The following is a 25,822-nucleotide window of genomic DNA, read 5'->3' as shown; positions in this document are numbered from 1 at the left end:
ATAAAATGGCTAAAATTAAACAAAACTAGAGAAAATTATGCTGAGCTATCGTCACAGTTTTCACGCCGGCAATCATGCCGATGTGCTCAAACACATTGTAGAGCTTTTGATTCTACAATCCTTACAACAAAAAGAAAAAGGCTTTTTATATTTAGACACCCACTCGGGCGTTGGGCGTTATAGCCTATTTAGTGCTGAATCTGAAAAAACAGGCGAATATTTAGAAGGCGTTGCCCGCCTTTGGGAACGTGATGATTTACCCGAAGAAGTGGCGCTTTATATTGATGCTCTCAAAAAAATCAACCGTGGTAATAAACTGAAATATTATGCAGGTTCGCCATTATTGGCTGTTAATCAGCTTAGAGCGCAAGACCGTGCCATTTTAACTGAACTTCACCCTAATGATTTTCCATTATTGCGCCAAGAGTTTGCCAAAATTGAAAATGTGCAAACCAAGCGTGAAAATGGTTTTCAACAATTAAAATCTGCACTGCCTCCGAAAGAACGCCGTGGTTTTATTTTAATTGATCCGCCTTATGAGCTTAAAGAAGATTACGAGTTAGTGGTTAAGGCTATTGAAGAAGGCTATAAACGTTTTGCGACCGGCATCTATGCGATTTGGTATCCAGTTGTGCTTCGCCAACATAGCAAACGTATTGTGAGAGGATTGCAAGAATCTGGTATTCGAAAAATCTTACAAATTGAGTTAGCTGTGCGTCCGGATTCTGATCAACGTGGCATGACCGCGAGTGGAATGATTGTTATCAATCCACCATGGCAGCTAGAAGCGCAAATGAAAAAAATTCTGCCTTATCTGACTGAAGTTTTAGTACCAGAAGGTACTGGTTCATGGACTGTTGATTGGATTACACCAGAATAATCACATAAAAAAGGGGAATACTCCCCTTTTTTCATTTCTGCAAGCGGGCTATTTTCTGCATTATTTTGCAAATCCCTTTAAAGGTATATTTTAGTCAAACAAATCCTGTTTAGTTGCTTTACGAAAACGTTTGTCATCTATTAGAATACCTTTACCGATCACCCCTAACAGGAAGCCTTATGCAATCTTACAAACATCAATTCATTGAATTCGCGCTAAGTCGTCAAGTATTAAAATTTGGTGAATTTACACTTAAATCAGGCAGAAAAAGCCCTTATTTCTTTAATGCAGGATTATTTAACACAGGAAAAGATTTAGCTAAATTAGGCGAATTCTATGCCCAAGCCATTCAAGCTGCCAAAATTGATTTTGACGTCCTCTTTGGCCCTGCCTACAAAGGAATTCCCATCGCAACAACCGTTGCTGTGGCACTTGCCAACCACTTTGATTTAGACAAACCTTGTTGCTTTAACCGCAAAGAAGCCAAAGATCATGGCGAAGGCGGCAATCTTATCGGCGCACCATTAAAAGGGAATATTTTGTTGGTTGATGATGTGATCACCGCAGGCACCGCAATCCGTGAATCCATGGCAATTATTGAGGCGAACCAAGCAAATCTAGCGGGCGTTTTCATCGCTTTAAACCGAAAAGAAAAAGGCAAAGGCGAACTTTCCGCGATTCAAGAAGTAGAACGTGATTATCACTGCCAAGTGTTTTCGATTATTGATTTTGATGACTTATTACAATTTATCGAAAAATCAACCGAATATGCACCATTTTTACCTGCAATGAAAGCTTACCGAGAAGAATATGGTGTTTAAAAAGCTCCTACAAGCGGTTGGGTTTTCTCTCTGTTTTGCAACCGCTTATGCTAATAATGAAACAACAGAAATAAAGCCAAGTGTGCTAAAACCCGTTCGCATGAGCAAAGCTGAGCTTGTGAACATTTGTCGACAAATTAGAAATGACTGCAAAGGAGAAGAACATTATCTCTATCAAAGTGACAATGGCGGTTATTATTATATCAACGATGTGCCGCAGTTTGTTATGCTGAATAAAACGGATAGTGGCTACGAAGTCGATACCATGTGGTATTTTGGTGACTATAAAAAGAATAAAAATCAGGAAAAAAGTTATAGCCACTCTCAAGAAGAACTTTCTTATGTGGGGCTAAAAATTCATCCAGCTTTCTATCCAATTCATGATGACGACAGTGTCATTGCTCTAAAACGTACTTTTTATAAACCACTTTCTGAAGGGGAATCTGTTTCTGAAATTGTCGATTTTATAGACTTAAAGCATTATGGCGAATATGAAGTCGTGCTTGAAAACATTCCTTTTTATCAATACGAGAAAAAGCGTGCTTGTTTTAATACAGAAGAATATAAAAATAGCCCACATTGCTATGATGAGTTCAGTCGTATTTTACAAATAAAATTTCACCGAAACGAACCAGCCGCGGACAATAATGCACAATCGCCCTCTATATATGAAAATAATTTTAAATGGGAATTACTTTACACCGATAAAATTTGGCCCGCTCATCAAGCCAAAAGCGAGCAAAAAGTGATACACAAACCCTCGCTTTTTGTGAGCCCCTATCAAAAAGCGATTTTAGAATGGCCTACCGAAGATGGCGCTCAATAATTTGGAATCACAATGATGGCCTACCCTATTATCAGTGGGGCTTGAGCTATACTACAACCATTTGGAAAGCGGGGGGTTCTGATAAGATGAAAACAAAAGAAATTTCACCTGTTAAATGGGTAAGACCATTTGAGAAATAAGAATAATTAGAACGTTTATCGCAAATTTTTCATCAAAAAAGACCGCTTGCAAGCGGTCTTTTTTCTTCAATTTTTGACTAAATCCAGCCAACCTGTTTTAAAAGGAATAATCCCACATTAGTGCTAATGACTGAACCAATAGTAGTGAGTCCAATTAAATTCGCCGCGCCAGTACCATTGCCACCATAGGCACGAGTCATTGCATAAACGGCTGCGGCAACTGGTGCGGATGCGGTTAAGAAAATAATACCTAACTGAATCGGGGAAAGTTGGAAAATCCATTTGCCCAGAGTAAAAAGAAATATTGGCGCAAACACAAGGCGAATGACTGCCGAATAAAGAACGACACGATTAAGCTCTTGTTCAGCTTTATCTTCACTTTTCAGGCGGTACAACGCTTTAAAGTCAATACTCGCCCCGATACAAATGAGCGCTAATGGCAACGTTACTTGGGCAAGCGGTTGCAATGATTTCATCACTGGCATTGGAATACGAATTTCGAAATAGTTAAATAGCATGCCCACAATAATGGCTAAAATCAGAGGATTTTTAATCACCGCTTGCAATAGTTTCATTACATTAGGTTTTTCATTACTCAATGAATTAAGAATTGTTACCACACCAAGGCTATTGAAAATAAGCACTAAAAATGCTGTATAAAGAGAAACTGGAGCAATACCGGCATCGCCATAAGCATTGATAACTAAAGCCAAACCTAAAATCGCAGCATTTGTTCGGAAAGTGCCTTGCGTGAAAATACAACGATATTCACGCGTTTGAATATTTCGCGCGGCCCACCACTCTGCCCAAAGGTAAATGATCAACGTGCCGACTAAACCAGTTAGAATCAAATTGATTTCTTGTGCAAAATTCAGCGGGCTTTTAATGACATTTAAAAACAACATTGGCGGCAAGGTAAAATTAAAGACCAGCTTAGATGCCGTATGACAAAAAGCATCATCTACAAATTTTCGACGACGTAAAAATACGCCCACGAACATGAGAAAAATAATTGGGAAAGTAACCCCAAAACTATATTGCAATGATTCCCAAAACATACTGCTTACCTGATTTTTTGTGATTATTTGGCATAATGAGAAGTAAAAAATAGCACGAACAAAATACAAATAGAAATAATTTTTTGAAAGCCTTAGCTTATTTTCACTATAAAAAAAACATAGCCCGAAATTCGGGCTATGTTTTGATAGGATGCTTAAAGTCCGGCTTTAAGGCTGGCTTCGATAAATTTATCTAAATCACCATCTAAAACCGCTTGAGTATTACGGTTTTCTACGCCTGTTCGTAAATCTTTAATGCGAGAATCATCTAACACATAAGAACGAATTTGGCTTCCCCAACCAATATCAGATTTACTCTCTTCCATTGCTTGTTTTTCCGCATTCTTTTTCATCATTTCCATTTCAAACAATTTTGCTTTTAACTGCTTCATCGCCTGATCTTTATTTTGATGTTGAGAACGACCGTTTTGGCATTGCACCACAATACCCGACGGCATATGGGTAATACGCACTGCAGATTCAGTTTTATTGACGTGCTGACCGCCCGCACCAGAAGCACGGTAAACATCAATCCGTAAATCTGCTGGATTGATTTCAATATCAATATCATCATCGATTTCTGGATAAACAAAAGCCGCAGCAAACGAAGTATGGCGACGATTATTTGAGTCAAACGGACTCTTACGGACTAAACGATGAATGCCTGTTTCAGTGCGTAACCAGCCAAAAGCATATTCGCCAGAAATCTTAATGGTTGCAGATTTCAGACCAGCTACATCACCATCAGAAACCTCAATCAGTTCGGTTTTAAAGCCTTTACTTTCCGCCCAACGTAAATACATTCTGAGCAACATTTCTGTCCAGTCTTGCGCTTCTGTTCCGCCTGATCCTGCCTGTAAATCGACATAACAATCTGCTGCATCATGCGCACCACTAAACATTCTTTGGAATTCTAATTTTGCTAATTTTTCTTCTAGCTGATCAGCTTCGGCTTGCGCTTCTTGGAAAGTATCTATATCTTCTGCTTCAACCGCTAATTCAATTAAGCCTTCAACATCTTCAATCCCTTGATCTAAGTCTTTAATGGTATTGACCACCAATTCTAAACTCGCACGCTCTTTTCCTAGCGCTTGCGCTTTTTCAGGTGTATTCCAAATTTCAGGTTGCTCTAATTCAGCATTCACTTCTTCTAAACGTTCAACTTTCAGATCAAAGTCAAAGATACCCCCGAAGCAAATTTGTGCGTTCAGCCAAATCCGCTAATTGGGTTTTAATGGGATTTAATTCAAACATGATTTTTCCTTCTAAATAATTCGGCGCGTATTATAACGTAAGCGGTTAAATTGTTGGAAAGTTTTGCAAATCAGAAAGGCAGAAAAAAAGAACCCTACGGAAAACCCGCAGGGCAAATCTTTTGTTCTAATTCTGGAGGTATGAATCAACTGTTTTATAAAAGGAGACAAATAAAACAAAGAACAAAAGTAAAAACTAAAGGAAATTAGTTGGCTCCTCCTGCGGGACTCGAACCTGCGACATATGGATTAACAGTCCACCGTTCTACCGACTGAACTAAGGAGGAACAAAACAAGGTTATAATAGGCGAATTTATCAAATGAGTCAAATGCTCCGTTTAAAATTCACTTTTTATTGCATTTTTTACAATTAAGGCTGGCAAATTACACAATTTGACATTTGAGGTAGCTTCATTTCGCGTACAGAAAAATGTAAGCCATCTATCAATAATAATTTCCCAGCTAAACTTTTCCCAATATTCAATAAGAGTTTAATCGCTTCTAATGCTTGCAAGCTACCAATCACTCCCACAATAGGCGCTATCACCCCGGCTTCTACACAGCTTAAGGTTTGCTCGCCAAATAATTGGCTTAAACATTGATAACAAGGCTCGCCTTGTTGATACGTAAAGACTGAAACTTGCCCTTCAAAACGAATAGCCGAACCAGAGACAAGCGGTCGTTTTTGTGCAAAACATTGCAAATTGAGCTGATTTCTCACCGTAACATTATCTGTACAATCTAATACTAAATCACAGTTCGCAATCAATTCTGCCCAAGTTGCCTCATCGCAATGCTGATTAAGCGCTTTAATCTGAATATGGGGGTTAATCGCTTCCAATCTTGCTTTTGCAGAAAACACTTTTGGCTGTCCAATGTTTGCATCTGTATGCAATATTTGACGTTGCAAATTAGAGAGTGAAACCGTATCAAAATCGACCAACGTTAAATGCCCTACTCCAGCTGAAGCTAAATATTGTGAAGCAGCACAACCTAACCCACCTAAACCAACAATTAACACGCGTGCTGCTTTGAGTTTTTCTTGCCCTTCAAAATCGACGCTTTTTAATGCAATTTGGCGGTTATAACGCAGCATTTCTTGATCGGAGAGTTCCATAACGTTTGAGTCTCTTTATTGATAACAATGGGCGTACAAAGTACGCCCTAAAATATTTCGTGAAAAGGTTTAACTTAATAACGCATTAAACGGTTGAATTGTCACTTTTTCGCCTGCTGCCACATTACTGCGTTCAGCCTCTAATACGATAAAGCAGTTACTTTCATAAAATGCGCTAAAGATATGTGAACCTTGCATCCCAACGGCTTTTACCATCAAGTTGCCTTGTTCATCTAAATAATAAAATCCGCGTTGGAAATCTTGTCGTCCAACCGCTTTTTTCAGATTTGTTGCCGCGCAAGCGGTTAAATTTGTCGTTAAATTTGCAATTCCTTGAGCATTAAAGCCAGATAATTTGGCTAATGCTGGCTGTACTAATTGGTAAAATGTGACTAACGCCGAAACTGGGTTACCCGGTAATCCAAAGAACCATGTTTTGCCTAACTGACCAAAAGCAAAAGGTTTGCCCGGCTTCATCGCAATTTTCCAGAAATTTACTTTGCCCAATTTTTCTAACACCGCTTTAGTGAAATCAGCTTCCCCAACAGAAACACCGCCGCTTGTAATCAATACATCACTAGCCGCTTGTGCTTCACTAAACGTTTTTTCAAAAAGCGCTGGATCATCAGATAAAATGCCATAATCTAGAATTTCACAATTTAATTTTTCTAGGAGTAAGCTTACAGTAAAGCGATTAGTATCATAAATTTTGCCAGCTTCTAATGGTTCACCAACACTGGTTAACTCATCTCCCGTTGAAAGAATGGCAACTTTTAAACGGGAAAAAACAGAAACATGCGCAATACCTAATGAAGCCAATAACGGTAAGCTAGCCACGTTAAGTTTGCTGCCTTTCGCTAACACTAAAGCGCCTTGCTTCACATCTTCCCCGACTCGGCGAATGTTCGCACCGAGCTTAGGTTGTGCATTAAAACGAATACGATCATCGGCAACCGTTTCTGCCTGTTCTTGCATAATCACAACATCTGTGCCAGCTGGAATCATCGCTCCTGTCATAATCCGTACACATTCGCCAGCTTGAATTTGTCCAGTGAATGGATTGCCTGCAAAACTTTTTCCAATAACGCGAAAATCAGCAAATTTTTCTAAATCTTCAAAACGAAGCACATAACCATCCATCGCTGAATTATCAAAGCCTGGCACATCAATCGGGGAAAAAATATCTTCTGCCAGAATACGATTTGCACATTGATTTAATGGAAACGTTTCGATTGAGCTTGGTGTAGGTAATTGACCTAGCATCTCTTCTAACGCTTGATTTAATGGAAGCATTACGTTCTCCTTTTACGTTTTTATGACTACTGTGGCACATCAATCTATATAAATAGAAAGAATACCGACCAGTAAATGATTCATCACCACAGAGGCTAAATTTATCGTGTAAATCTTATCATAGCCAAGGTATGAATTTAATTCAGCAAGCAAATTTATTTGCTTTCGGCTTGTAATAGCTTATCAATCACGCGACCTACTGCAAAAAAAGCGAACGTCGCAGTGACTATAGTTACCGCACCAAAGCCATTCGCACAATTCATTGTGGCTGAGATTTCACAACCTTCGCCCATCTTCGGGAAAATTAGGGGCTGGGTAGAAAAAACACAATCTACGCCAAATTTGCGTTTTGGATTTTGACTAAAATGATATTCCTTGCGTAGCAGCGCTCGAACTTTTGAGGCAAGTGGGTCTTGAATCGTCTTGCTTAAATCCGCAATTTGAATTTGACTCGGATCTGTCTGCCCGCCAGCGCCACCTGTAGTAATGAGGCGAATTTTATTGCGTTTACAATAGGCAATCAGTGCGGCTTTAGTTTTTACCGAATCAATCGCATCAATCACATAATCATAACCGCGGTTTAAATAATCCGCCAGATTATCTGGGCTAATGAAATCATCAATAATTTCAACTTGACATTCTGGGTTAATTTCCGCAATTCGTGTTTTCATGGCTTCCGTTTTTAAGGTTGCCACCGTGCTCGTTAAGGCATGAATTTGGCGATTGATATTGGTGACACAAATATCATCCATATCAATCATGGTAATTTTTCCGATACCAGAACGCGCCAGCGCTTCGACCGCCCAAGAGCCAACACCACCAATGCCAATCACACAAATATGCGATTGGCGCAATTTGGCTAAACCTTCTGGCGTATAAAGGCGACCAATGCCACCGAAACGTTGTTCAAAGTTATCTACTCTCGCCATTATAGATTTCCGTTTTTGATATTTTCTAATTGCTCCCAACGCTCGAAGGCTTGTTCTAATGCCATTTCTGCCTCAGCGAGTTTTTGCAGTTGCGCTTGTGTATAACTGGCTTCTTTACTAAAGAAATCCGCAGAATTCACTTCTGTTTGTAAGGCTTCCATTTCAGCTTCTAACGCTTCCATTTGTGCTGGCAATGCCTCTAACTCACGCTGTTCTTTATAGGAAAGTTTTACTTTCTTTTGCTCTGCTTTTGGCTTTTCAGCTTTCACTGGTTCGATTGCAAGCGGTTCATTTTTCTTCACATTTTGCGAATGGGCTGCAAGGCTTGCGTGATATTGGATTTGTTGCTGTTTCGCATCAAAATATCCGCCAATATATTTATTTACCACACCATCGCCTTCAAAGAAGAAACACTCTTCCACCGTATTATCAATAAATTGACGATCGTGACTCACAATAATCAAAGTGCCTTGGTAATCTGTTAACAGCTCTTCTAACAATTCTAAAGTCTCAACATCTAAATCATTGGTCGGTTCATCAAGAATTAACAGGTTATTCGGTTTGAGCAATAATTTAGCTAATAATAAACGATTACGTTCACCCCCAGAAAGTGCTTTAACTGGCGTCATTGCACGTTTTGGCGGAAATAAGAAATCTTGCAAATAACCTAAAACATGGCGTTTTACCCCGTTGACTTCAATATCTTGTTTACCGTCAGCAACGTTATCCATCACGGTTTTTTCTAAATCTAATTCTGCACGATATTGGTCAAAATAAGCCACCTCAAGCTTTGTGCCACAATGAATGGTGCCCGAAGTTGGTTGTAACTCGCCTAGTAATAATTTAATAAATGTTGTTTTACCACAACCGTTTGCACCAACAAGTGCAATTTTATCGCCACGTTGAATAGTTGCGCTAAAGTTTTTCAACAAAGTTTTTCCTGCCACTTCGTAGCTTGCATTTTCAATGTCAAAAACGATTTTGCCTGAACGCGTGCTTTGATCGATTTGAATTTTAGCACTACCCTGCACTTCTCGACGGTTACGGCGCTCTTCACGTAATTTTTTCAAAGCACGCACGCGCCCTTCATTTCGTGTACGGCGAGCTTTAATGCCTTGACGAATCCAAACTTCTTCTTGCGCTAATTTTTTATCAAAGAGGGCATTTTGCAACTCTTCTACACGCAAATCTTCCGCTTTGGTTTCTAAATAAAGATCGTAATTGCTCGGATAAGAGACCAACTTACCCCGATCTAAATCCACAATTCGTGTTGCCATTTTGCGGATAAAGCTACGGTCATGCGAAATAAAAATAATTGAACCTTTGAAATTAAGCAGTAAATCTTCTAACCAAGTAATGGCTTCCACATCTAAATGGTTGGTCGGCTCATCTAACAAGAGAATATCGGGATCAGCAACTAACGCTCGCGCTAATGCCGCACGGCGTACCCAACCGCCTGACAGTTCACACAATTTTTTATCTGGGTCTAATTCTAATAATTTCAGTGTATCTTGAATGCGATTCTCAAATTGCCAACCATTATTATGTTCAAGCTGTGCTTGAATATGCGAAAGTTTTGTTAATAACTCATCGCTATAATCTGTCTGCATTTGTTGTGAAATGTGATGATATTGCTTTAATAAGTCGCTTAAATGTGCAATTCCTTCCGCCACATAATCAAATACGCTTTCTTGAACATGTCTTGGTGGGTCTTGCTCAAGACGGGTTATCACAATATCTTTTTCAAGCGTGAGCTTACCATCATCTAACTGAATCTCTCCGGCTAATACTTTCATTAAAGTCGATTTGCCAGCGCCATTTCGTCCAACTAAACAGACTCGTTCATTCGGTTCAATATGTAATTCGGTATGATCTAATAAAGGATGATCACCAAAACCTAAATAGGCATTGGATAAATTAAGTAGTGCCATTTTTCTAATTGCTCTCTTTAAATATGCAAGCGGTCGCTTTTCCCAAATTTTTTGCAAAAGGTTTGGAAAAAACGACCGCTTGTTATGCTGTCATTATGCCTCGCTTGAGGTTTCTACTGAAGTGTCATGATTTTCTGCACCATCGACAGATTCTTCATCTTCTTCAGGTTCACACACGCGTTCAAGGCTTACTACGCTTTCATCATCTGCAGTACGAATAATTCGTACCCCTTGCGTGTTACGTCCAACTAGGCTCACTTCTGCAACGCGAGTACGTACTAAGGTACCAGCATCAGTAATCAACATAATTTGGTCTGCTTCTTCAACTTGTACTGCCGCAACCACTTTACCGTTACGCTCATTTACTTTGATTGAAACAACCCCTTTCGTTGCACGAGATTTAATTGGATATTCACTTAATGCTGTTCGTTTACCAAAGCCATTTTGGGTTACAGTCAAGATTTCGCCTTCATTATGCGGAATCACCAGTGAAACCACTTTGTCAGTATTAAGATTTACTGCGCTCTCTTCTGCTTCTTCGTTTTCAAGATCAACAATTTCTGCTTCTTCGATCTCTTCTGATGAAATCTCGGTAGTAGCAAGTTTAATACCGCGCACCCCTGTTGCAGTCCGTCCCATTGCACGAACCGCTTTTTCTTCAAAGCGAACCACTCGACCTTGTGCAGAGAACAACATAATTTCGCTCTCGCCGTTGGTAATATCTACACCAATTAGCTCATCGCCTTCGCGAAGTTTTAACGCAATCAGACCGCTTGAGCGAACATTGCTGAATGCATCTAACGTTACTTTCTTCACCACACCACTTGCGGTAGCCATAAAGACGAATTTATCTGCGCTAAATTCGCCGTTTGGAATTGGCAGAATCGCGGTAATACGTTCGTTTTCTTCTTTCACTAACGGCAGAATATTCACAATTGGTGTGCCACGCGCACCACGACTTGCTTGCGGTAATTGATACACTTTCAGTTGATATAAACGACCACGACTTGAGAAGCAAAGAATAGTGTCGTGAGTATTGGCCACTAATAATTTTTCGATGAAATCATCTTCTTTCATCTTAGTAGCGGATTTACCTTTACCACCACGGCGCTGCGCTTCGTAATCTGAAAGTGGTTGATATTTCACATAGCCTGCATGAGAAAGTGTCACAACCACATCTTCTTGTGCGATTAAATCTTCAATATTGATATCGCCTGAAGCCGCGGTAATTTCAGTACAGCGCTCATCACCAAATTCTGCTTTTACACGCTCTAATTCTTCACGAATCACTTCCATTAAGCGGTCTGCGCTATTTAGAATATGAAGAAGTTCCGCAATTTCGGTTAATAACTCTTTATACTCTTCAACGATTTTTTCGTGTTCTAAACCAGTTAAACGGTGTAAGCGAAGTTCTAAAATCGCACGAGCTTGCGCTTCAGAGAGATAATATTCGCCATCACGAATACCGAAATTTTCAGGTAAATCTTCAGGGCGAGAAGCATCTACGCCTGCTGCTTCAAGCATCGCAGCCACATTACCTAACGACCAGCTACGAGAAAGCAACCCTTCACGTGCTTCTTCAGCCGTTTTCGATTGACGAATTAACGCAATCACTGGATCAATGTTAGCTAACGCAATCGCTAAACCTTCTAAAATATGTGCACGTTCACGAGCTTTACGCAATTCAAAAATTGTACGGCGAGTAACCACTTCACGACGGTGTTTAACGAATGCTTCGATAATTTGTTTTAAATTCAAGACTTTTGGTTGGCCATTATCTAACGCCACCATATTGATCCCGAAAGTGACCTGCATTTGCGTTAATGCATAAAGGTGGTTTAAAACAACTTCACCTACGGCATCACGCTTAATTTCAATAACAATCGCGATCCCTTTTTTATCTGAGTGATCCTGAATGCCGCTGATGCCTTCAATTTTTTTATCTTTTACTAATTCCGCAATTTTTTCGATAAGCTTAGCTTTATTCACTTGGTATGGTAACTCAGTCACCACAATTTGTTCGCGGCCTTTGTCAGTGGTTTCTACGCTAGCTTTTGCGCGCACATAAACTTTACCACGGCCTGAACGATAAGCCTCTTCGATCCCTTTACGGCCATTGATAATTGCCCCAGTTGGGAAATCTGGGCCCGGAATAAAATGCATCAACTCTTCTAAGCTGATTTGTTCATTCTCAATATACGCTAAGCAGCCATCTAAAACTTCACCAAGATTATGTGGTGGAATATTCGTTGCCATCCCTACCGCAATCCCCGATGAACCATTTACTAATAATGCAGGAATTTTAGTTGGCAAGACATCCGGAATCATCTCTTTGCCATCATAGTTTGGCGAGTAATCAACCGTTTCTTTATCTAAATCAGTGAGCAACTCTTGCGTGATTTTTTGCATCCGTACTTCGGTATAACGCATTGCCGCAGGTGCATCACCATCAATAGAACCAAAGTTACCCTGCCCGTCTACAAGCATATAACGTAAAGAAAAAGGTTGCGCCATACGCACAATAGTGTCATACACCGCAGAATCGCCGTGTGGGTGGTATTTACCGATTACGTCACCAACGACACGTGCCGATTTTACGTGTGGACGGTTGAAAGTATTGCTATTTTGATCCATCGAGAACAATACGCGACGGTGAACCGGTTTTAAGCCATCACGCACATCTGGTAATGCACGTCCAACAATGACAGACATCGCATAATCGAGATAAGACGTTTTTAGCTCGTCTTCAATACTGACGGGGGTAATATCTTTGGCTAATTCGCTCATTGAGATTTCCTAATCAAGTTTATTAAAAAATTGCCCAATCTACCTTGGGCGAAAAAATTCGTACAAGTATAGCATAAAAAAGCAAAAAATGGCGTAAAAAGAGACACAACTGCGCATCTACAAGCGGTCAACTTTTTGCATTTTTTTACCAAAATTAGACCGCTTGCTTTTCACATGAAAAAATAATGCCCGATTTTGCCTTGAAAATAGCAAATTCCATGCTTATAAAAACACCTTTCGGCAAGAAAGCTGTAATAAAGCAAACAAAGGCGATATTTTCTACTCGTTAAATGGCGCAAACTATGCTATTTTATCGCCCAATTTTCTCAGATTTTCTAATGAATCTGAGTAAACCCCGTTTTTATATTCACTTATTGATTACAAGGAGCTCTTATGCAACAAGGTGGCGGTTTAGAGATGATTATTCTTCTCGTCGTATTTGGTTTAATTTTTTATTTCTTCGTGATTCGCCCACAATCAAAGCGTCAAAAAGAACAACGTGATTTACTTTCAAACTTAGCAAAAGGCGATGAAATTATGACCAATGGTGGTCTTATCGGTAAAATCACTAAAGTGAGCAACGATAACGAAAATATCATCATTGCATTAAACGATAGCACTGAAGTCATGATTTCACGTAACTTCGTGGTAGCAACTTTACAAAAAGGCACCATGAAAGCATTAAGAGATCAACAATAATTTTAATTATTCGGGAGAACTATTTTGTTAAACCGTTTCCCATTGTGGAAGAACTTAATGATCATCATCATCGTTCTGATTGGTGGTCTTTATGCACTTCCTAACTTATATGGAGAAGACCCTTCCGTCCAAATTTCTGGCACTCGTGGCCAAGAAGTCAATACGGAAACGCTTTCTCAAGTTGAGCATGCTTTAGCCAACGCCAATATTTCACCAAAATCTACGTTGTTAGAAAACAATGCGATTTTAGTGCGTTTAAATAGCGATGAGCAGCAACTTCCAGCAAAAGAAAAAATCGCAGAGGCACTTGGTGACAAATACTCTGTAGCGCTTAACCTTGCGCCAGCAACCCCTTCTTGGTTAACAGATGTGGGTGGTAGCCCAATGAAACGGGGCTTAGACTTACGTGGTGGTGTGCGATTTTTAATGGAAGTCGACATGAATACTGCCTTGCAAAAACAACAAGACTCTTTGCAAGACAGCCTTCGTGGTGAATTTCGTCGTGAAAAACTGCAGTATAAATCGATGAAAAAAGGCGAAAATTTTGCCGTAGAAATCGAATTTGCTGATAAAGATAACGCAGATAAAGCCGTACGTTATATTAAACGTAACCACCCAACACTTCAGGCATTACCCGTTTCTGAAAATACCGTCAATTTCTTATTATCAGATCAAGGTTTAGCTGAAGCACGTGATAAAGCGATCGAGCAAAACTTATCAATTTTACGTAAGCGTGTTGAAGAATTAGGGGTTTCTGAACCAACCATTCAACGTCAAGGTGCGGATCGTATTGTTGTAGAATTACCGGGTATCCAAGATACTGCTCGCGCAAAAGAGCTATTAGGTGCAACAGCAACACTAGAATTCCGTTTAGTGAATGATAGCGTCGCCCCAGATGCAGTAGCACGAGGCATTATTCCCGCAAACTCTGAAGTGAAATATAACCAACATGGCGATCCTGTTGTGTTATTACGTAGCCCTAAATTAGGCGGTGAGCATATTATTGATGCTAAATCTGAAAAAGGCGAAGGTGGCTTACCACAAGTAAGTATCACTTTAGATTCAGAGGGCGGTAATCAAATGTCTGAGATTACTAAAACCTTCTATAAAAAAGGAATGGCTACACTTTATCGTGAATTTAAAGATTCTGGCCGCCGTGATGAAAATGGCAAAGTTATCTTAGAAAAACACGAAGAAATTATTAGCGTAGCAACCATTCAAGCTCGTTTTTCTAATAGATTCCAAGTTTCAGGTAGCATGAGCCAAGCGGAAGCACAGAACTTTGCCGTGTTACTACGTTCTGGTGCATTAATTGCGCCTATCGTAATTATCGAAGAGCGTACTATCGGAGCATCTCTTGGTGCAGATAACGTTGAAAAAGGGATGACGGCAGGGATGTATGGTTTAATCCTAACCATCTTCTTCTGTTTAGTTTACTATAAAGTCTTCGGCGTATTTGCTTCACTTGCTTTGACTGTAAACATGGTATTAACCATTGGTTTAATGTCTTTAATTGGCGCAACACTGACAATGCCGGGTATTGCAGGTATTGTATTAGCTGTTGGGATGTCGGTGGATGCCAACGTACTGATTTATGAACGGATTAAAGAAGAGCTTCGTAACGGACGTTCTGTTCAACAAGCGATTTATGAAGGCTATAGTGGCGCCTTTACCTCTATTTTTGACTCAAACTTAACCACGGTATTAACCGCATTAGTACTATATGCTGTGGGTACAGGTCCAGTAAAAGGCTTTGCAATTACGCTTGCTTTAGGGGTAATGATCTCCATGTTTACTGCAATTACGGGAACGCGTATGTTAGTAAACTGGGTATATGGCGGAAATAAACGCGTGAAAAAACTTTGGATTTAAGGTGGAATCAATGACTGTTAATGTTAAAGAAAAAGATATTGCAGAAGTAAAACTGCCTTATAAACTCATACCGTTTATGAAGTACCGCTTCATCGGTTATGCCTTTTCATTGTTAATAACTGCATTTTGTATTTTTACTATTGCAACTAAAGGCTTTAACTGGGGGTTAGATTTTACTGGTGGTACGGTAATTGAAACAACCTTCTCACAACCAGCAGATCTAGAGAAAGTTCGTGTTTCGTTAGAAAAAGAAGGCTATGGCAGTGCATTAGTACAAACAACCGGTAGCCTAAAAGATTTAATGATTCGCTTACCTGCTTCAGCTGGTGATAAAGACCTCGGTAATAAAATTATCAACATGGTACACCGCGATCTCGATCAAAATGCCACCATTAAGAGTGTTGAGTTCGTAGGGCCAAACGTAGGTGAAGAACTGACTCAAGGGGCAATTTATGCCACTTTAGCAACTTTAGCGATGTTATTACTCTATGTTGGTAGCCGATTTGAGATTCGTTTAGCTGTCGGTGGGGTGCTTGCACTCTTCCACGATGTTATCGTAACTTTGGGGGTCTTCTCTTATCTACAAATTGAAGTAGATTTAACCTTTGTGGCTGCAATTCTGTCTGTAGTTGGTTACTCGCTAAATGACTCCATCGTGGTATTTGACCGTGTGCGTGAAAACTTCAGTAAAATCCGCCGTGTAAGCTCAAAAGAAGTTATTGATATTTCATTAAGCCAAACGCTTTCACGAACATTGATGACCTCTATCACAACATTATTCGTGGTTGCAGCATTATACTGGTTTGGTGGACCAACCATTCATAGCTTCTCATTAGCGCTATTGATTGGTATTGGTTTCGGGACTTACTCTTCAATCTATATTGCTATCGGCGTAGCATTAGAATTAGGTTTAACCCGTGAACATATGAATAAACCGGTAGTGGAAAAAGAAGGGGCAAATACAGATTCCTTTATTGATTACTAATTTAGAATCTGTTTAATCCATTTAAAAGGCGTGCTAATTGGCACGCCTTTTTCATATTTATTGAAAATTTTCTCAAAAATTACTTTACTTTTTATCTTAACGGGATTAAATTCATTCTCATTTAAAGCTCGCAAATGAGAATACTTTTTATTTAAATCGTTTAAACTTATCAAAAATTAAAATTTATTAGAAAAAACCTATCTAAATACTTGATTAGTTTTTCTTCCTTTACTATAATGGTTGTGTTTTAAGGGCAGATTGATTCTGTCCTTTGCTATATTAAAATTTAGAAATGAGATTGGCTCTCATTTCATTAACATTATCTTTACACAAGGAGTAAAAATGTTACAACAATCTATTATTGATAAGCTCAATGAGCAAATCAACCTAGAGTTCTACTCTTCAAATGTTTATCTTCAAATGTCTGCATGGTGTTCAAAACATGGTTTTACTGGTGCAGCAGACTTCTTACTTCGTCACGCAGATGAAGAATTAGAGCATATGCAAAAATTATTTGACTATGTTTGCGAAACTGGTGCAACACCATTATTAGGCAAAATTGAAGCACCTCGTAAAGAATATGCTTCATTAAAAGAGCTATTTGATGTTGTGTTTGCACACGAAAAACACGTTACTGCAAAAATCAACGAATTAGTTGAAGTAACATTTGCAGCAAAAGATTACTCAACCTTCAACTTCCTACAATGGTATGTGGCTGAGCAACATGAAGAAGAGAAATTATTCGGTGAAATCTTAGACAAATTCGCAGTTGCAGGTGAAACCAATAAATCACTTTACTTCATCGACAAAGACTTAGAAACTTTAGACCAAGGAGCTGAATAATGTTATCTCAAAACATCGTAAAATACTTAAACGACCAATTAAACTTAGAATTCTATTCTTCAAATGTGTACCTTCAAATGTCTGCTTGGGCAGATAACAATGGTTTCCCAGGTGCAGCGAAATTCTTAAAAGCGCACGCGACTGAAGAAATGGAACATATGCGTCGTTTATTTACTTACTTAAACGAAACGGGTGCATTAGCAGAAATCTATGCAATTGAAGCACCAAAAGCAAAATATGATTCTTTAAAATCATTATTTGAAACCGTTTTCGAGCACGAAAAACACGTTACTGCAAAAATCAACGAATTAGTTGAAGTTGCATTTGATGCAAAAGACTACTCAACCTTCAACTTCTTACAATGGTATGTTGCAGAACAACACGAAGAAGAGTTCTTATTCAACTCTATCTTAAACAAATTCCGTTTATTAGGCGAAGATGGTAAAGCGCTATACTATATCGATAAAGATTTAGAAAAAATGGCAGCAGCACACTAATTTTCGTTTAGCTTAAAGCTCACAAGCGGTTGATTTTCTTACGAAGTTTGCAAATTACAAATCAGGTATAAAAATCAACCGCTTGTTTTATATTAAATCAAGCAAACGTTTGCTTATTAAAATCGGATTCTGTAAAATCTGTACCTCATTTTTCCTTTGAGGCCTTTTTTTATGTCATTATTCGATTTTGAAGGGCGAGGCTCTAATGTCCGCCAAGAAGTTATCGCTGGATTAACCACCTTTTTAGCAATGGTTTACTCGGTCATTGTTGTGCCAGGTATGTTAAGCCAAGCCGGCTTTCCAGCTGAATCTGTCTTTATTGCTACCTGTTTAGTTTCAGGCATTGGCTCGATTATCATTGGCTTATGGGCAAATGCCCCAATGGCAATTGGTTGTGCGATCTCTCTTACAGCCTTTACTGCATTTAGTTTAGTGTTAGGTCAAAAAATCGAAATCCCTGTTGCACTTGGTGCGATTTTCTTAATGGGTGTGCTTTTTACCTTAATTTCTGTTACTGGTATTCGCTCTTGGATCTTACGCAATCTTCCATCTAGCATCGCACATGGTGCAGGTATCGGGATTGGGCTGTTCTTATTACTAATTGCGGCAACCAACGTAAAATTAGTGATCAACAGCGGGTTAGCGATTCCAGTTAAAATGGGCGACTTTACTTCATTTCCAGTCATGATGTCGTTAATTGGCTTAGCTGCTATCATCGGTTTAGAGCGCCTAAAAGTGAAAGGCTCGATTTTATGGGTAATTATTGCAATTACGATTATCGGCTTAATCTTCGATCCTTCTGTAAAATATAGCGGTTTTATTAAACTGCCTACTTTTGGTGAAAACTCTCAATTCTTAAGCCTAGACATCATGGGCGCACTGAATGCCGCTGTATTGCCAATTGTGTTCGCTTTAGTGATGACAGCTATTTTCGATGCAACCGGCACTATCCGCGCAGTAGCTGGACAAGCGAATTTATTAGATAAAGATGGACAAATTATCAACGGTGGTCGGGCTTTAACCTCTGATTCTTTAAGCTCTATTCTTTCAGGTTTATTCGGTACAGCCCCTGCTGCCGTTTATATTGAATCAGCTGCAGGTACTGCAGTTGGTGGTAAAACTGGTTTAACTGCTGTAGTAGTTGGTATTGGTTTCTTATTGATGCTCTTTTTCCAACCGCTTGCATTTTTAGTACCACCTTATGCGACAGCACCAGCACTCATGTATGTTGGCTTATTGATGTTGAGCAACGTATCTAAGTTAGATTTCAATGACTTTATTGGCGCAATGGCGGGTTTAATTTGTGCAGTATTCATCGTATTAACCAGCAACATCGTTACTGGCATTATGCTGGGCTTTGCTAGCCTTGTAATTGGTCGCGTAATTGCTGGAGAATTCAAAAAATTAAATCTCGGTACGGTTATTATTGCCGTTGTATTAGTTGCTTTCTATGCATTTAATTTAGCGATTTAATTCTTCTTTTGGCACAAAAAAGCGGTGGAGTTGCAAAAAGTTTCGCAAAATCCACCGCTTGTCTTTTATTAAATGAACTATTTCGCTTCAGGTTCAGATTGATTTCCCGCAGGTTTAGTGCCTAAGAATTTATCAATCACCGCTTTACCTAAATCAGATTGATTCAACCCTTCCAACGCTGCTGCAATTTTCGTACCGCCTGTAGAGCTAAATAATTCCCCTACACGGGTAAGCCCTTTATCGACTTTTTCATCATTGATGATAAATTTCATCTCAGAATGAGAAAGTGCTTTTGCTTGTTCAATACCAATTGCTTGATTTGCTTCAATTTGGCGAATACTAATCAAATAATGTTGATAACCTTCATTTCCACCAATCTCTTTTGCCAACTCAATTTGACCAGACACCATAGAAACTTCCAATTTTTGTTTCGCTTCTGCTTCTGCCGCACCAATTTTGGCAATACCTTGCGCTTCTTTATCTTTGGTTTCTAATAAAGCTTCTGCGGCTAAGAAGGCTTTTTGTTTCTCCCCTTCTGCCACTAAAATTTGATGCTGACGTTCTGCCTCAGAATCAATAATTAACGCATTTTTATTCGCTTCTGCTTTAATTTCCTGCGTACGTTTTTCTTGATCAGCTTTCACAATTTCAACATCTTTTGCAATTTCAGCTTGTTTTACTTCTGCAACACGTTTAACGTCCATTTCACGTTCTTTGGTGATTTTTTCTTGTTCTTTCACCAATTGTTGCGCTTGCTCATTAGAAACAGCAACCTCACGTTGATTTTCAACCGTTTTCAACCCTACCGCTTTTTCTGCTTCTTGTTGTTTTACATCAGCTTCTTTTTTCGCTTCAATTTCTGCAATTTGCGCTTCTTTTTGGTTGCGTGCGACTTCAACACGACTCTCTTTTTCAATAAAAGATTTTTTAATTTCCATAATATTGAAAATTACTTTAGAGTTGCCGCTATCGCGAATATCCATCAGTTCAATATTTTTAACTGGCTCAATCCCCCAGCTTTTGAGCTGTTCTTTAACTGCCATTGTAAAATCATCGCCCAGTTCAGAACGCACTTGCAAAATGTCGTTTAAGTTACGGCTAGAGAGAATCGAACGCACCGAACCTTGAATAATATCCACCAACTGCACATTCATATCATGAAAATCTGATACACGTTGCGCTGCTAAATTAGAATCAGATACGCGGAAAAACGCGGTGATATCTACAACAAAGGGTAAACGCTCTAAATCATAGGCTTCATAGTTATCAATTTTAATTGAGAACACTGACACCGGTAGCACAATCGTACTCACCCCGATTAACGGTAGCCAAGACGGGAACGCATAATAAACGTTACCATTACCGGTATCTTTACCATATGAGGTTGTTTTGCCGCCAGACTGCACAATATGCACTTCATTGGTTTTCACCACCCGACGAAATAATAATGCCACTACTAAAAATATAGCGAGTAGCACAATAACAGCAATGACTGGAATGATAATTTCCATGATGACTCCTTGTTGATAAGAATTGCCGAAAGATAGCGCAAATATAGAAACCAAGCGGTCAAAATGCAAGATGCTTTTGCAAAAAAGCCTAAAAATGATAGGAATTTGTGTTTTTAGTTATAGCATATCGCTTTTTTATCTAATAACTACTGCGCTAAACGGTTGTAAATCTTTAGCTATCGCCTATGATAGGCACATCATTTATATAGGAGAAACAATATGTCAACATTCCAAATTCATACCATCGAAACCGCACCAGCTGAAGCAAAAGAAGCTTTACAAGCCGTACAAAATGCAAACGGTTTTATTCCTAATTTAATCGGCGTTTTAGCCAATGCGCCTACTGCGCTTGAAACTTACCGCACCGTAGGTGGCATCAACAATCGCAACAGTTTAACTGCGATTGAGCGCGAAGTGGTGCAAATTACTGCAGCCGTCGTTAATGGTTGTGGTTTCTGTGTTGCAGGCCATACTAAAATTGCTTTAAAAGCCTTAAAAGCACCAGAAGAATTAGTCAAAGCAATCCGTGAAACCGCGCGTATTGAAGATGAAAAATTAGATGCCCTTGCACGTTTTACCCTTGCTGTTATCTTACAAAAAGCTCAATTAACCGAAGCACAATTAGCAGCCTTCTTCAAAGTTGGCTACAACCAACAAAATGCAATTGATGTCATTCTCGGTGTTAGCCTTGCTACCCTTTGCAACTATGTAAACAACATCGCAAAAACCCCAATCAACCCAGAATTACAAGATTTTGCATAATGTTGTAAAAATATAACCGCTTGTTAGACAAAAAGGACTGAAATTGATTATAAAATCAAAATCAGTCCTTTTGGTTTTTAAGTATATTCTTTCTATCTCATATTATTTTCGATAAGCCCCATTCTGCTGTGTTTATTTAATAAGATAAAAACTATTTTGCCATTCATTACTTGCTATTTTTTAGATAGAATACTTGCCATTTATACCTACTATTTAAAGTTACCCGAAATCAGAAGGATATACATTTATGGATAAGCCAGAAACCACTAAAAATGCGCTTGATAACCCCGCTTTACAACAAGCCTTCCTAAACGATCTAGATGAAAAACTTTGGTCATCTGCCGATAAACTGCGCCAGCAGCTTGATGCTGCCAATTACAAACACATCGTACTCGGCCTCATTTTCCTGAAATACATCTCCGACAGCTTCACCCATCAGCAAGAAAAAATTCAGGCTGAACTGACCGATCCTGAAAACGCTCTCTATCTTGACCGCACTTTTTACGATACAGACGAAGAATATCAAGAAGCCTTAACCGTCGAACTGGAAAACCGCGACTACTACACCGCCGACAATGTGTTTTGGGTGCCGCAACAAGCCCGTTGGGACGAAATTAAAGCCGTTTCCATCTTAAACATCGGCGCAGAGCTGCCTTGGGGAGGGAAATTTTCCGGCGTGGCCAAACTGATTGACGATGCCTTCGATGCCATTGAAAAAGATAACGAAAAACTCAAAGGCGTACTCCAACGCATCAGCGGCTATGCCGTAAACGAAGACACCCTGCGCGGGCTGATTATCCTCTTCTCCGATACCAACTTTACCCGCCCGACTTACAACGGCAAGTCCGTGCATTTGGGTGCAAAAGACATTCTCGGCCACGTTTACGAATACTTCCTCGGTCGCTTTGCCCAAGCCGAAGGCAAACGCGGCGGGCAATATTTCACGCCGAAATCCATTGTTTCCCTGATTGTCGAAATGCTCGAGCCATACTCCGGCCGCGTCTATGACCCGGCTATGGGCAGCGGCGGCTTTTTCGTGCAAACCGAACGCTTTATCACCGCCCACCAAGGCAACATCAACAACGTGTCTATCTACGGGCAAGAATTCAACCCGACCACATGGAAGCTCGCTGCGATGAATATGGCGATTCGTGGCATTGATTACGACTTCGGCAAACACAATGCTGACAGCTTCACCCAGCCGCAACACATCGACAAAAAGATGGATTTCATTATGGCAAACCCGCCATTCAACATCAGCGATTGGTGGAGCGAATCCCTAGCCGATGACCCACGTTGGGCATACGGCACGCCGCCCAAAGGCAACGCCAACTTCGCTTGGCTGCAACACATGATTTACCACCTCTCGCCCAACGGCAAAATGGCATTATTGCTTGCCAACGGCTCCATGAGCAGCCAAACCAACAACGAAGGCGAAATCCGCAAAGCCATCATCAATGCCGACTTGGTGGAATGTATGGTTGCCCTGCCAGGCCAGCTCTTCACCAACACCCAAATCCCCGCCTGTATTTGGTTTTTAAACCGCAACAAAAAGCGTAAAGGCGAAGTGTTATTTATCGACGCCCGCCAAGTCGGCTACATGAAAGACCGCGTATTGCGTGATTTCACCGCTGACGACATCGCCAAAATCGCCAATACCCTCCACGCTTGGCAACAATCAGACGGCTATGAAGACCAAGCCGCGTTCTGCAAATCCGCTACCTTAGAAGAGATTAAAGACAACGACTTCATCCTCACACCGGGGCGCTATGTCGGCACCGCAGAACAAGAAGACGACGGCGTACCATTTGCAGAAAAAATGCAAAATCTGACCGCTCTTTTAAAGGAACAGTTTGCAAAAAGTGCAGAGTTGGAAGCAGAGATTAAGAAGAATTTAGGAGGATTGGGGTATGAGTAACTTAGGGCAACACCTGAAGTTTTCTAATGGAAAAACTTCACCAGACAGAACTGATACTGGTTTTTATCCTGTCTATGGGGCTAACGGAATAATTGGTTATTCATCTGAATATAACTCTGATGAAAATACAATTATTATTGGAAGAGTTGGCTCATATTGTGGAAGTGTACATTTTTCAGATAAGAAATGTTGGGTAACAGATAATGCAATATCCGCAAGAAGTATGAATTTAAAAGAAAGTATTTTTTGGTTTTATTATTTAAAATCCTTAAATTTAAATAGCATGCGTGTAGGATCTGGCCAACCTCTTTTAAATCAAACTATTTTAAAATCTATTTCTCTTCCTGATTTAAATATCAACAAAATAAAAGTTGGGGAAATTTTGCTTAGTTTTGACCAAAAAATAGACCTCAACACCCAAATCAACCAAACCTTGGCACAAATAACCCAAGCCCTGTTTAAAAGCTGGTTTGTCGATTTCGAGCCCGTGCATGCCAAAGTCCAAACGCTTTCAGACGGCCTTAGCCTTGAACAAGCAGAGCTGGCAGCCATGCAGGCAATCAGCGGAAAAACACCCGAAGAACTGACCGCACTTTCACAAGCCGAGCCTGACCGCTACGCCGAACTAGCAGAAACCGCCAAAGCGTTTCCGTGTGAGATGGTGGAAGTTGATGGGGTTGAAATGCCAAAGGGGTGGGAATATTGCAGCTTTGGTGATGTTTCAGAATGCTTTGATAGTAAACGTATCCCTTTATCTAAACAACAACGAGAAAAGAGAAAAGGTAATATTCCTTATTATGGTGCAACATCTGTTATGGATTATGTAGATGAAGCTATTTTTGATGATATTTATTTATTAGTTGGCGAAGATGGTTCCGTTTTAAAAGAAGATGGAACGCCATTTACTCAATACATTTGGGGTAAATCTTGGGTAAACAACCATGCACATATCCTCAAAGGAAGGAATGGTATAAGTACTGAACACTTAATGATATTTATTCAACAAACAAATATATCTGCTTATATCACAGGAGCTGTTCAGCTTAAGTTAAACCAAAAAAATATGAATAGTATTCCATTTTTAAGAGCTAATAATGCAATTAATGCTTTTTTTGCAGAATATATTGAATCTCTATATGCAAAAATCAGAAAAAATTTTGATGAGAATAAAGTATTAGAGGCAACTAGAGATTTATTATTACCTAAATTATTGAGTGGGAATTTTTCAAATGGAAAAAACTAATCTTATCGGGAATGATAGAGTCCCTGTTTTAGCAGAAATCAATACATTAGATGAATTAAAATCCCTTTTATCTGCTCACTCTTATATATTTGATGAAGAAACGCCTGATATATATAAAAGCATACCATCAACAAGTGAAAGTTATACTATTTACGCTCGATATTATCGCGGGCATAGCCGTGAAGATTATCGTTTGCAATCAACTTTAGAGCGATATTTAAAAAAGTTTGATAAACAAATTGATATTGAAAAAGAGTATGAAAAGCTACAAGGAAAATATCTTGAGCATTGCAAACGTATTCTGCTTAATCAAAGTATTGACGGCTATATTTCATTACCAAGTAACCTTGAAGATAACGATATTTGGGCATTTGGACAGCATTATCAATTAAAAACGCCTTTATTAGACTGGACTAAATCTTTCTTTATTGCACTTTATTTTGCTTTTGAGAGTCATGAAGAAAATCAAAAAGAAAATCAATATCGTGTTATTTATGAATTAAATGAATTTTTTAATGTTGGTGAAAAGCTCATTATTGAACCAATAATTAAAATTGGAAATCGTATCAATGCACAAAAAGGCGTTTTTACGAAGTTATCATCTAGGGAATTTGATGAGATTGCCAAAATGAATACAAACTTTGGTAATGGGTATGTTTTTCATAGATTAAGTAAAATTCTTATTTCTAATGAATTAAGAAAAGATGTTTTAGCTTATCTTGCCTCAATTAATATTGATGCTTCAACAATTTATCCTGATTTATTAGGAAAAATAAAACTTTGTGAAATTGGCATTGATAATGCGATTACAGAGATTAATTTAGAATATCAAGACTAGGAAGAATAGCAGCAATCCTCACACAAGCGGTTATTTTTTCAGAGCGTTTTGTAAATGATGAGGTTTATTTCACCTCTGCCAAATCTCCCCTCCCCCTCTTTGCTAAAGAGGGGATTGGATCGAAGGTAATTTAAATTTTGGCTTTC

General features: G+C 39.3%; 21 protein-coding genes and 1 tRNA gene. 13 read left to right on the top strand and 9 right to left on the bottom strand.

The annotated features are described in order from the left end of the window. Positions 1–37 precede the first annotated feature (37 nt). The 3 genes from HMPREF1128_RS00885 to HMPREF1128_RS00875 all read left to right on the top strand — a co-directional run bounded on the left by HMPREF1128_RS00885 (position 38) and on the right by HMPREF1128_RS00875 (position 2,527). On the top strand, positions 38–880 hold the full coding sequence (locus tag HMPREF1128_RS00885; protein ID WP_007523107.1) for a 23S rRNA (adenine(2030)-N(6))-methyltransferase RlmJ: 843 nt from the start codon (positions 38–40) through the stop codon (positions 878–880). 179 nt (positions 881–1,059) lie between these two features. Continuing rightward, the gene (gene pyrE / locus HMPREF1128_RS00880) at positions 1,060–1,701 is read left to right on the top strand and encodes an orotate phosphoribosyltransferase (RefSeq protein WP_007523147.1); all 642 of its coding nucleotides are present in this window, start codon (positions 1,060–1,062) and stop codon (positions 1,699–1,701) included. Further along, complete coding sequence (locus HMPREF1128_RS00875; RefSeq protein ID WP_035529862.1) at positions 1,691–2,527, top strand: hypothetical protein; 837 nt, start codon at positions 1,691–1,693, stop codon at positions 2,525–2,527. The genes pyrE and HMPREF1128_RS00875 overlap by 11 nt, the downstream gene beginning before the upstream one ends. 217 nt (positions 2,528–2,744) lie before the next feature. Here HMPREF1128_RS00875 and HMPREF1128_RS00870 read toward each other — a convergent pair whose 3' ends face one another. From HMPREF1128_RS00870 to gyrA, 8 genes are all read right to left on the bottom strand, one after another. After that, positions 2,745–3,725, bottom strand: a complete 981-nt coding sequence (locus tag HMPREF1128_RS00870; RefSeq protein ID WP_007523231.1) for an AEC family transporter — start codon at positions 3,723–3,725, stop codon at positions 2,745–2,747. A gap of 155 nt (positions 3,726–3,880) precedes the next feature. Next, positions 3,881–4,979, bottom strand: a protein-coding gene (gene prfB, locus HMPREF1128_RS00865) for a peptide chain release factor 2 (RefSeq protein ID WP_139032663.1) whose coding sequence is annotated in 2 segments (ribosomal slippage) — positions 3,881–4,903 and positions 4,905–4,979 — 1,098 coding nt in all. Because the reading frame shifts where the segments join, the coding sequence is not laid out codon by codon here. 210 nt (positions 4,980–5,189) lie between these two features. Beyond that, positions 5,190–5,265 (bottom strand) — tRNA-Asn (locus HMPREF1128_RS00860). A gap of 83 nt (positions 5,266–5,348) precedes the next feature. Further along, complete coding sequence (gene moeB, locus HMPREF1128_RS00855; RefSeq protein ID WP_007523089.1) at positions 5,349–6,095, bottom strand: molybdopterin-synthase adenylyltransferase MoeB; 747 nt, start codon at positions 6,093–6,095, stop codon at positions 5,349–5,351. Positions 6,096–6,164: 69 nt separating this feature from the next. Next, positions 6,165–7,388 (bottom strand): molybdopterin molybdotransferase MoeA, encoded by a 1,224-nt coding sequence (gene moeA / locus HMPREF1128_RS00850; RefSeq protein WP_007523227.1) that lies wholly within the window; start codon positions 7,386–7,388, stop codon positions 6,165–6,167. Positions 7,389–7,543: 155 nt separating this feature from the next. After that, positions 7,544–8,317 (bottom strand): tRNA cyclic N6-threonylcarbamoyladenosine(37) synthase TcdA, encoded by a 774-nt coding sequence (gene tcdA / locus HMPREF1128_RS00845; protein ID WP_007523018.1) that lies wholly within the window; start codon positions 8,315–8,317, stop codon positions 7,544–7,546. Further along, complete coding sequence (locus HMPREF1128_RS00840) at positions 8,317–10,248, bottom strand: ABC transporter ATP-binding protein (RefSeq protein WP_007523155.1); 1,932 nt, start codon at positions 10,246–10,248, stop codon at positions 8,317–8,319. The genes tcdA and HMPREF1128_RS00840 overlap by 1 nt, the downstream gene beginning before the upstream one ends. A gap of 93 nt (positions 10,249–10,341) precedes the next feature. Then, positions 10,342–13,035 (bottom strand): DNA topoisomerase (ATP-hydrolyzing) subunit A, encoded by a 2,694-nt coding sequence (gene gyrA, locus HMPREF1128_RS00835; RefSeq protein WP_007523181.1) that lies wholly within the window; start codon positions 13,033–13,035, stop codon positions 10,342–10,344. Between the two features lie 393 nt (positions 13,036–13,428). On the opposite strand from gyrA, the gene yajC reads away from it, so the two are divergent. From yajC to HMPREF1128_RS00805, 6 genes are all read left to right on the top strand, one after another. Then, on the top strand, positions 13,429–13,734 hold the full coding sequence (gene yajC, locus HMPREF1128_RS00830) for a preprotein translocase subunit YajC (protein WP_007523055.1): 306 nt from the start codon (positions 13,429–13,431) through the stop codon (positions 13,732–13,734). A 24-nt stretch (positions 13,735–13,758) separates the two neighbouring features. Further along, a complete protein-coding gene (gene secD / locus HMPREF1128_RS00825) occupies positions 13,759–15,606 on the top strand; it encodes a protein translocase subunit SecD (RefSeq protein ID WP_010129275.1) in 1,848 nt (615 codons plus the stop codon). A 10-nt stretch (positions 15,607–15,616) separates the two neighbouring features. Then, positions 15,617–16,591, top strand: a complete 975-nt coding sequence (gene secF / locus HMPREF1128_RS00820; protein ID WP_007522991.1) for a protein translocase subunit SecF — start codon at positions 15,617–15,619, stop codon at positions 16,589–16,591. 342 nt (positions 16,592–16,933) lie between these two features. Further along, positions 16,934–17,434 carry a non-heme ferritin gene (gene ftnA / locus HMPREF1128_RS00815; protein ID WP_007523132.1) on the top strand — a complete coding sequence of 167 codons (501 nt, stop codon included), beginning with the start codon at positions 16,934–16,936 and terminating at the stop codon, positions 17,432–17,434. After that, positions 17,434–17,931, top strand: a complete 498-nt coding sequence (gene ftnA, locus HMPREF1128_RS00810; protein ID WP_007523073.1) for a non-heme ferritin — start codon at positions 17,434–17,436, stop codon at positions 17,929–17,931. The genes ftnA (HMPREF1128_RS00815) and ftnA (HMPREF1128_RS00810) overlap by 1 nt, the downstream gene beginning before the upstream one ends. A 171-nt stretch (positions 17,932–18,102) precedes the next feature. Continuing rightward, the gene (locus HMPREF1128_RS00805; RefSeq protein ID WP_007523198.1) at positions 18,103–19,404 is read left to right on the top strand and encodes an NCS2 family permease; all 1,302 of its coding nucleotides are present in this window, start codon (positions 18,103–18,105) and stop codon (positions 19,402–19,404) included. Between the two features lie 77 nt (positions 19,405–19,481). Here HMPREF1128_RS00805 and HMPREF1128_RS00800 read toward each other — a convergent pair whose 3' ends face one another. Then, positions 19,482–20,915, bottom strand: a complete 1,434-nt coding sequence (locus HMPREF1128_RS00800; RefSeq protein ID WP_007523028.1) for an SPFH domain-containing protein — start codon at positions 20,913–20,915, stop codon at positions 19,482–19,484. A 219-nt stretch (positions 20,916–21,134) separates the two neighbouring features. Between HMPREF1128_RS00800 and HMPREF1128_RS00795 the strand changes: the two genes are divergently transcribed. From HMPREF1128_RS00795 to HMPREF1128_RS00780, 4 genes are all read left to right on the top strand, one after another. Further along, positions 21,135–21,677, top strand: a complete 543-nt coding sequence (locus HMPREF1128_RS00795; RefSeq protein ID WP_007523110.1) for a carboxymuconolactone decarboxylase family protein — start codon at positions 21,135–21,137, stop codon at positions 21,675–21,677. Positions 21,678–21,924: 247 nt separating this feature from the next. After that, complete coding sequence (locus tag HMPREF1128_RS00790; protein WP_007523090.1) at positions 21,925–23,595, top strand: class I SAM-dependent DNA methyltransferase; 1,671 nt, start codon at positions 21,925–21,927, stop codon at positions 23,593–23,595. Next, entirely contained in the window at positions 23,588–24,838 is a 1,251-nt protein-coding gene (locus HMPREF1128_RS00785; RefSeq protein ID WP_007523280.1) for a restriction endonuclease subunit S, read from the top strand. The genes HMPREF1128_RS00790 and HMPREF1128_RS00785 overlap by 8 nt, the downstream gene beginning before the upstream one ends. After that, a complete protein-coding gene (locus tag HMPREF1128_RS00780) occupies positions 24,825–25,676 on the top strand; it encodes an FRG domain-containing protein (RefSeq protein WP_007523014.1) in 852 nt (283 codons plus the stop codon). Before HMPREF1128_RS00785 ends, HMPREF1128_RS00780 begins: the two co-directional genes overlap by 14 nt. The last annotated feature ends 146 nt before the right edge of the window (positions 25,677–25,822 follow it).

It is taken from the genome of Haemophilus sputorum HK 2154, from assembly GCF_000287615.1.
Taxonomy (GTDB): Bacteria; Pseudomonadota; Gammaproteobacteria; order Enterobacterales; family Pasteurellaceae; genus Haemophilus_A; species Haemophilus_A sputorum.
This window is presented reverse-complemented; position numbering and strand designations above follow the sequence as displayed.

Excerpts from the sequence above, each read along its gene's own strand:
- HMPREF1128_RS00795 (WP_007523110.1), top strand. The coding sequence starts at position 21,135 with ATGTCAACATTCCAAATTCATACCATCGAAACCGCACCAGCTGAAGCA.
- gyrA (WP_007523181.1), bottom strand. The coding sequence starts at position 13,035 with ATGAGCGAATTAGCCAAAGATATTACCCCCGTCAGTATTGAAGACGAG.
- pyrE (WP_007523147.1), top strand. The coding sequence starts at position 1,060 with ATGCAATCTTACAAACATCAATTCATTGAATTCGCGCTAAGTCGTCAA.
- yajC (WP_007523055.1), top strand. The coding sequence starts at position 13,429 with ATGCAACAAGGTGGCGGTTTAGAGATGATTATTCTTCTCGTCGTATTT.
- HMPREF1128_RS00840 (WP_007523155.1), bottom strand. The coding sequence starts at position 10,248 with ATGGCACTACTTAATTTATCCAATGCCTATTTAGGTTTTGGTGATCAT.
- secF (WP_007522991.1), top strand. The coding sequence starts at position 15,617 with ATGACTGTTAATGTTAAAGAAAAAGATATTGCAGAAGTAAAACTGCCT.
- HMPREF1128_RS00780 (WP_007523014.1), top strand. The coding sequence starts at position 24,825 with ATGGAAAAAACTAATCTTATCGGGAATGATAGAGTCCCTGTTTTAGCA.
- moeA (WP_007523227.1), bottom strand. The coding sequence starts at position 7,388 with ATGCTTCCATTAAATCAAGCGTTAGAAGAGATGCTAGGTCAATTACCT.
- ftnA (WP_007523132.1), top strand. The coding sequence starts at position 16,934 with ATGTTACAACAATCTATTATTGATAAGCTCAATGAGCAAATCAACCTA.
- moeB (WP_007523089.1), bottom strand. The coding sequence starts at position 6,095 with ATGGAACTCTCCGATCAAGAAATGCTGCGTTATAACCGCCAAATTGCA.
- HMPREF1128_RS00790 (WP_007523090.1), top strand. The coding sequence starts at position 21,925 with ATGGATAAGCCAGAAACCACTAAAAATGCGCTTGATAACCCCGCTTTA.
- HMPREF1128_RS00785 (WP_007523280.1), top strand. The coding sequence starts at position 23,588 with ATGAGTAACTTAGGGCAACACCTGAAGTTTTCTAATGGAAAAACTTCA.
- HMPREF1128_RS00870 (WP_007523231.1), bottom strand. The coding sequence starts at position 3,725 with ATGTTTTGGGAATCATTGCAATATAGTTTTGGGGTTACTTTCCCAATT.
- HMPREF1128_RS00800 (WP_007523028.1), bottom strand. The coding sequence starts at position 20,915 with ATGGAAATTATCATTCCAGTCATTGCTGTTATTGTGCTACTCGCTATA.
- HMPREF1128_RS00875 (WP_035529862.1), top strand. The coding sequence starts at position 1,691 with ATGGTGTTTAAAAAGCTCCTACAAGCGGTTGGGTTTTCTCTCTGTTTT.
- HMPREF1128_RS00805 (WP_007523198.1), top strand. The coding sequence starts at position 18,103 with ATGTCATTATTCGATTTTGAAGGGCGAGGCTCTAATGTCCGCCAAGAA.
- tcdA (WP_007523018.1), bottom strand. The coding sequence starts at position 8,317 with ATGGCGAGAGTAGATAACTTTGAACAACGTTTCGGTGGCATTGGTCGC.
- HMPREF1128_RS00885 (WP_007523107.1), top strand. The coding sequence starts at position 38 with ATGCTGAGCTATCGTCACAGTTTTCACGCCGGCAATCATGCCGATGTG.
- ftnA (WP_007523073.1), top strand. The coding sequence starts at position 17,434 with ATGTTATCTCAAAACATCGTAAAATACTTAAACGACCAATTAAACTTA.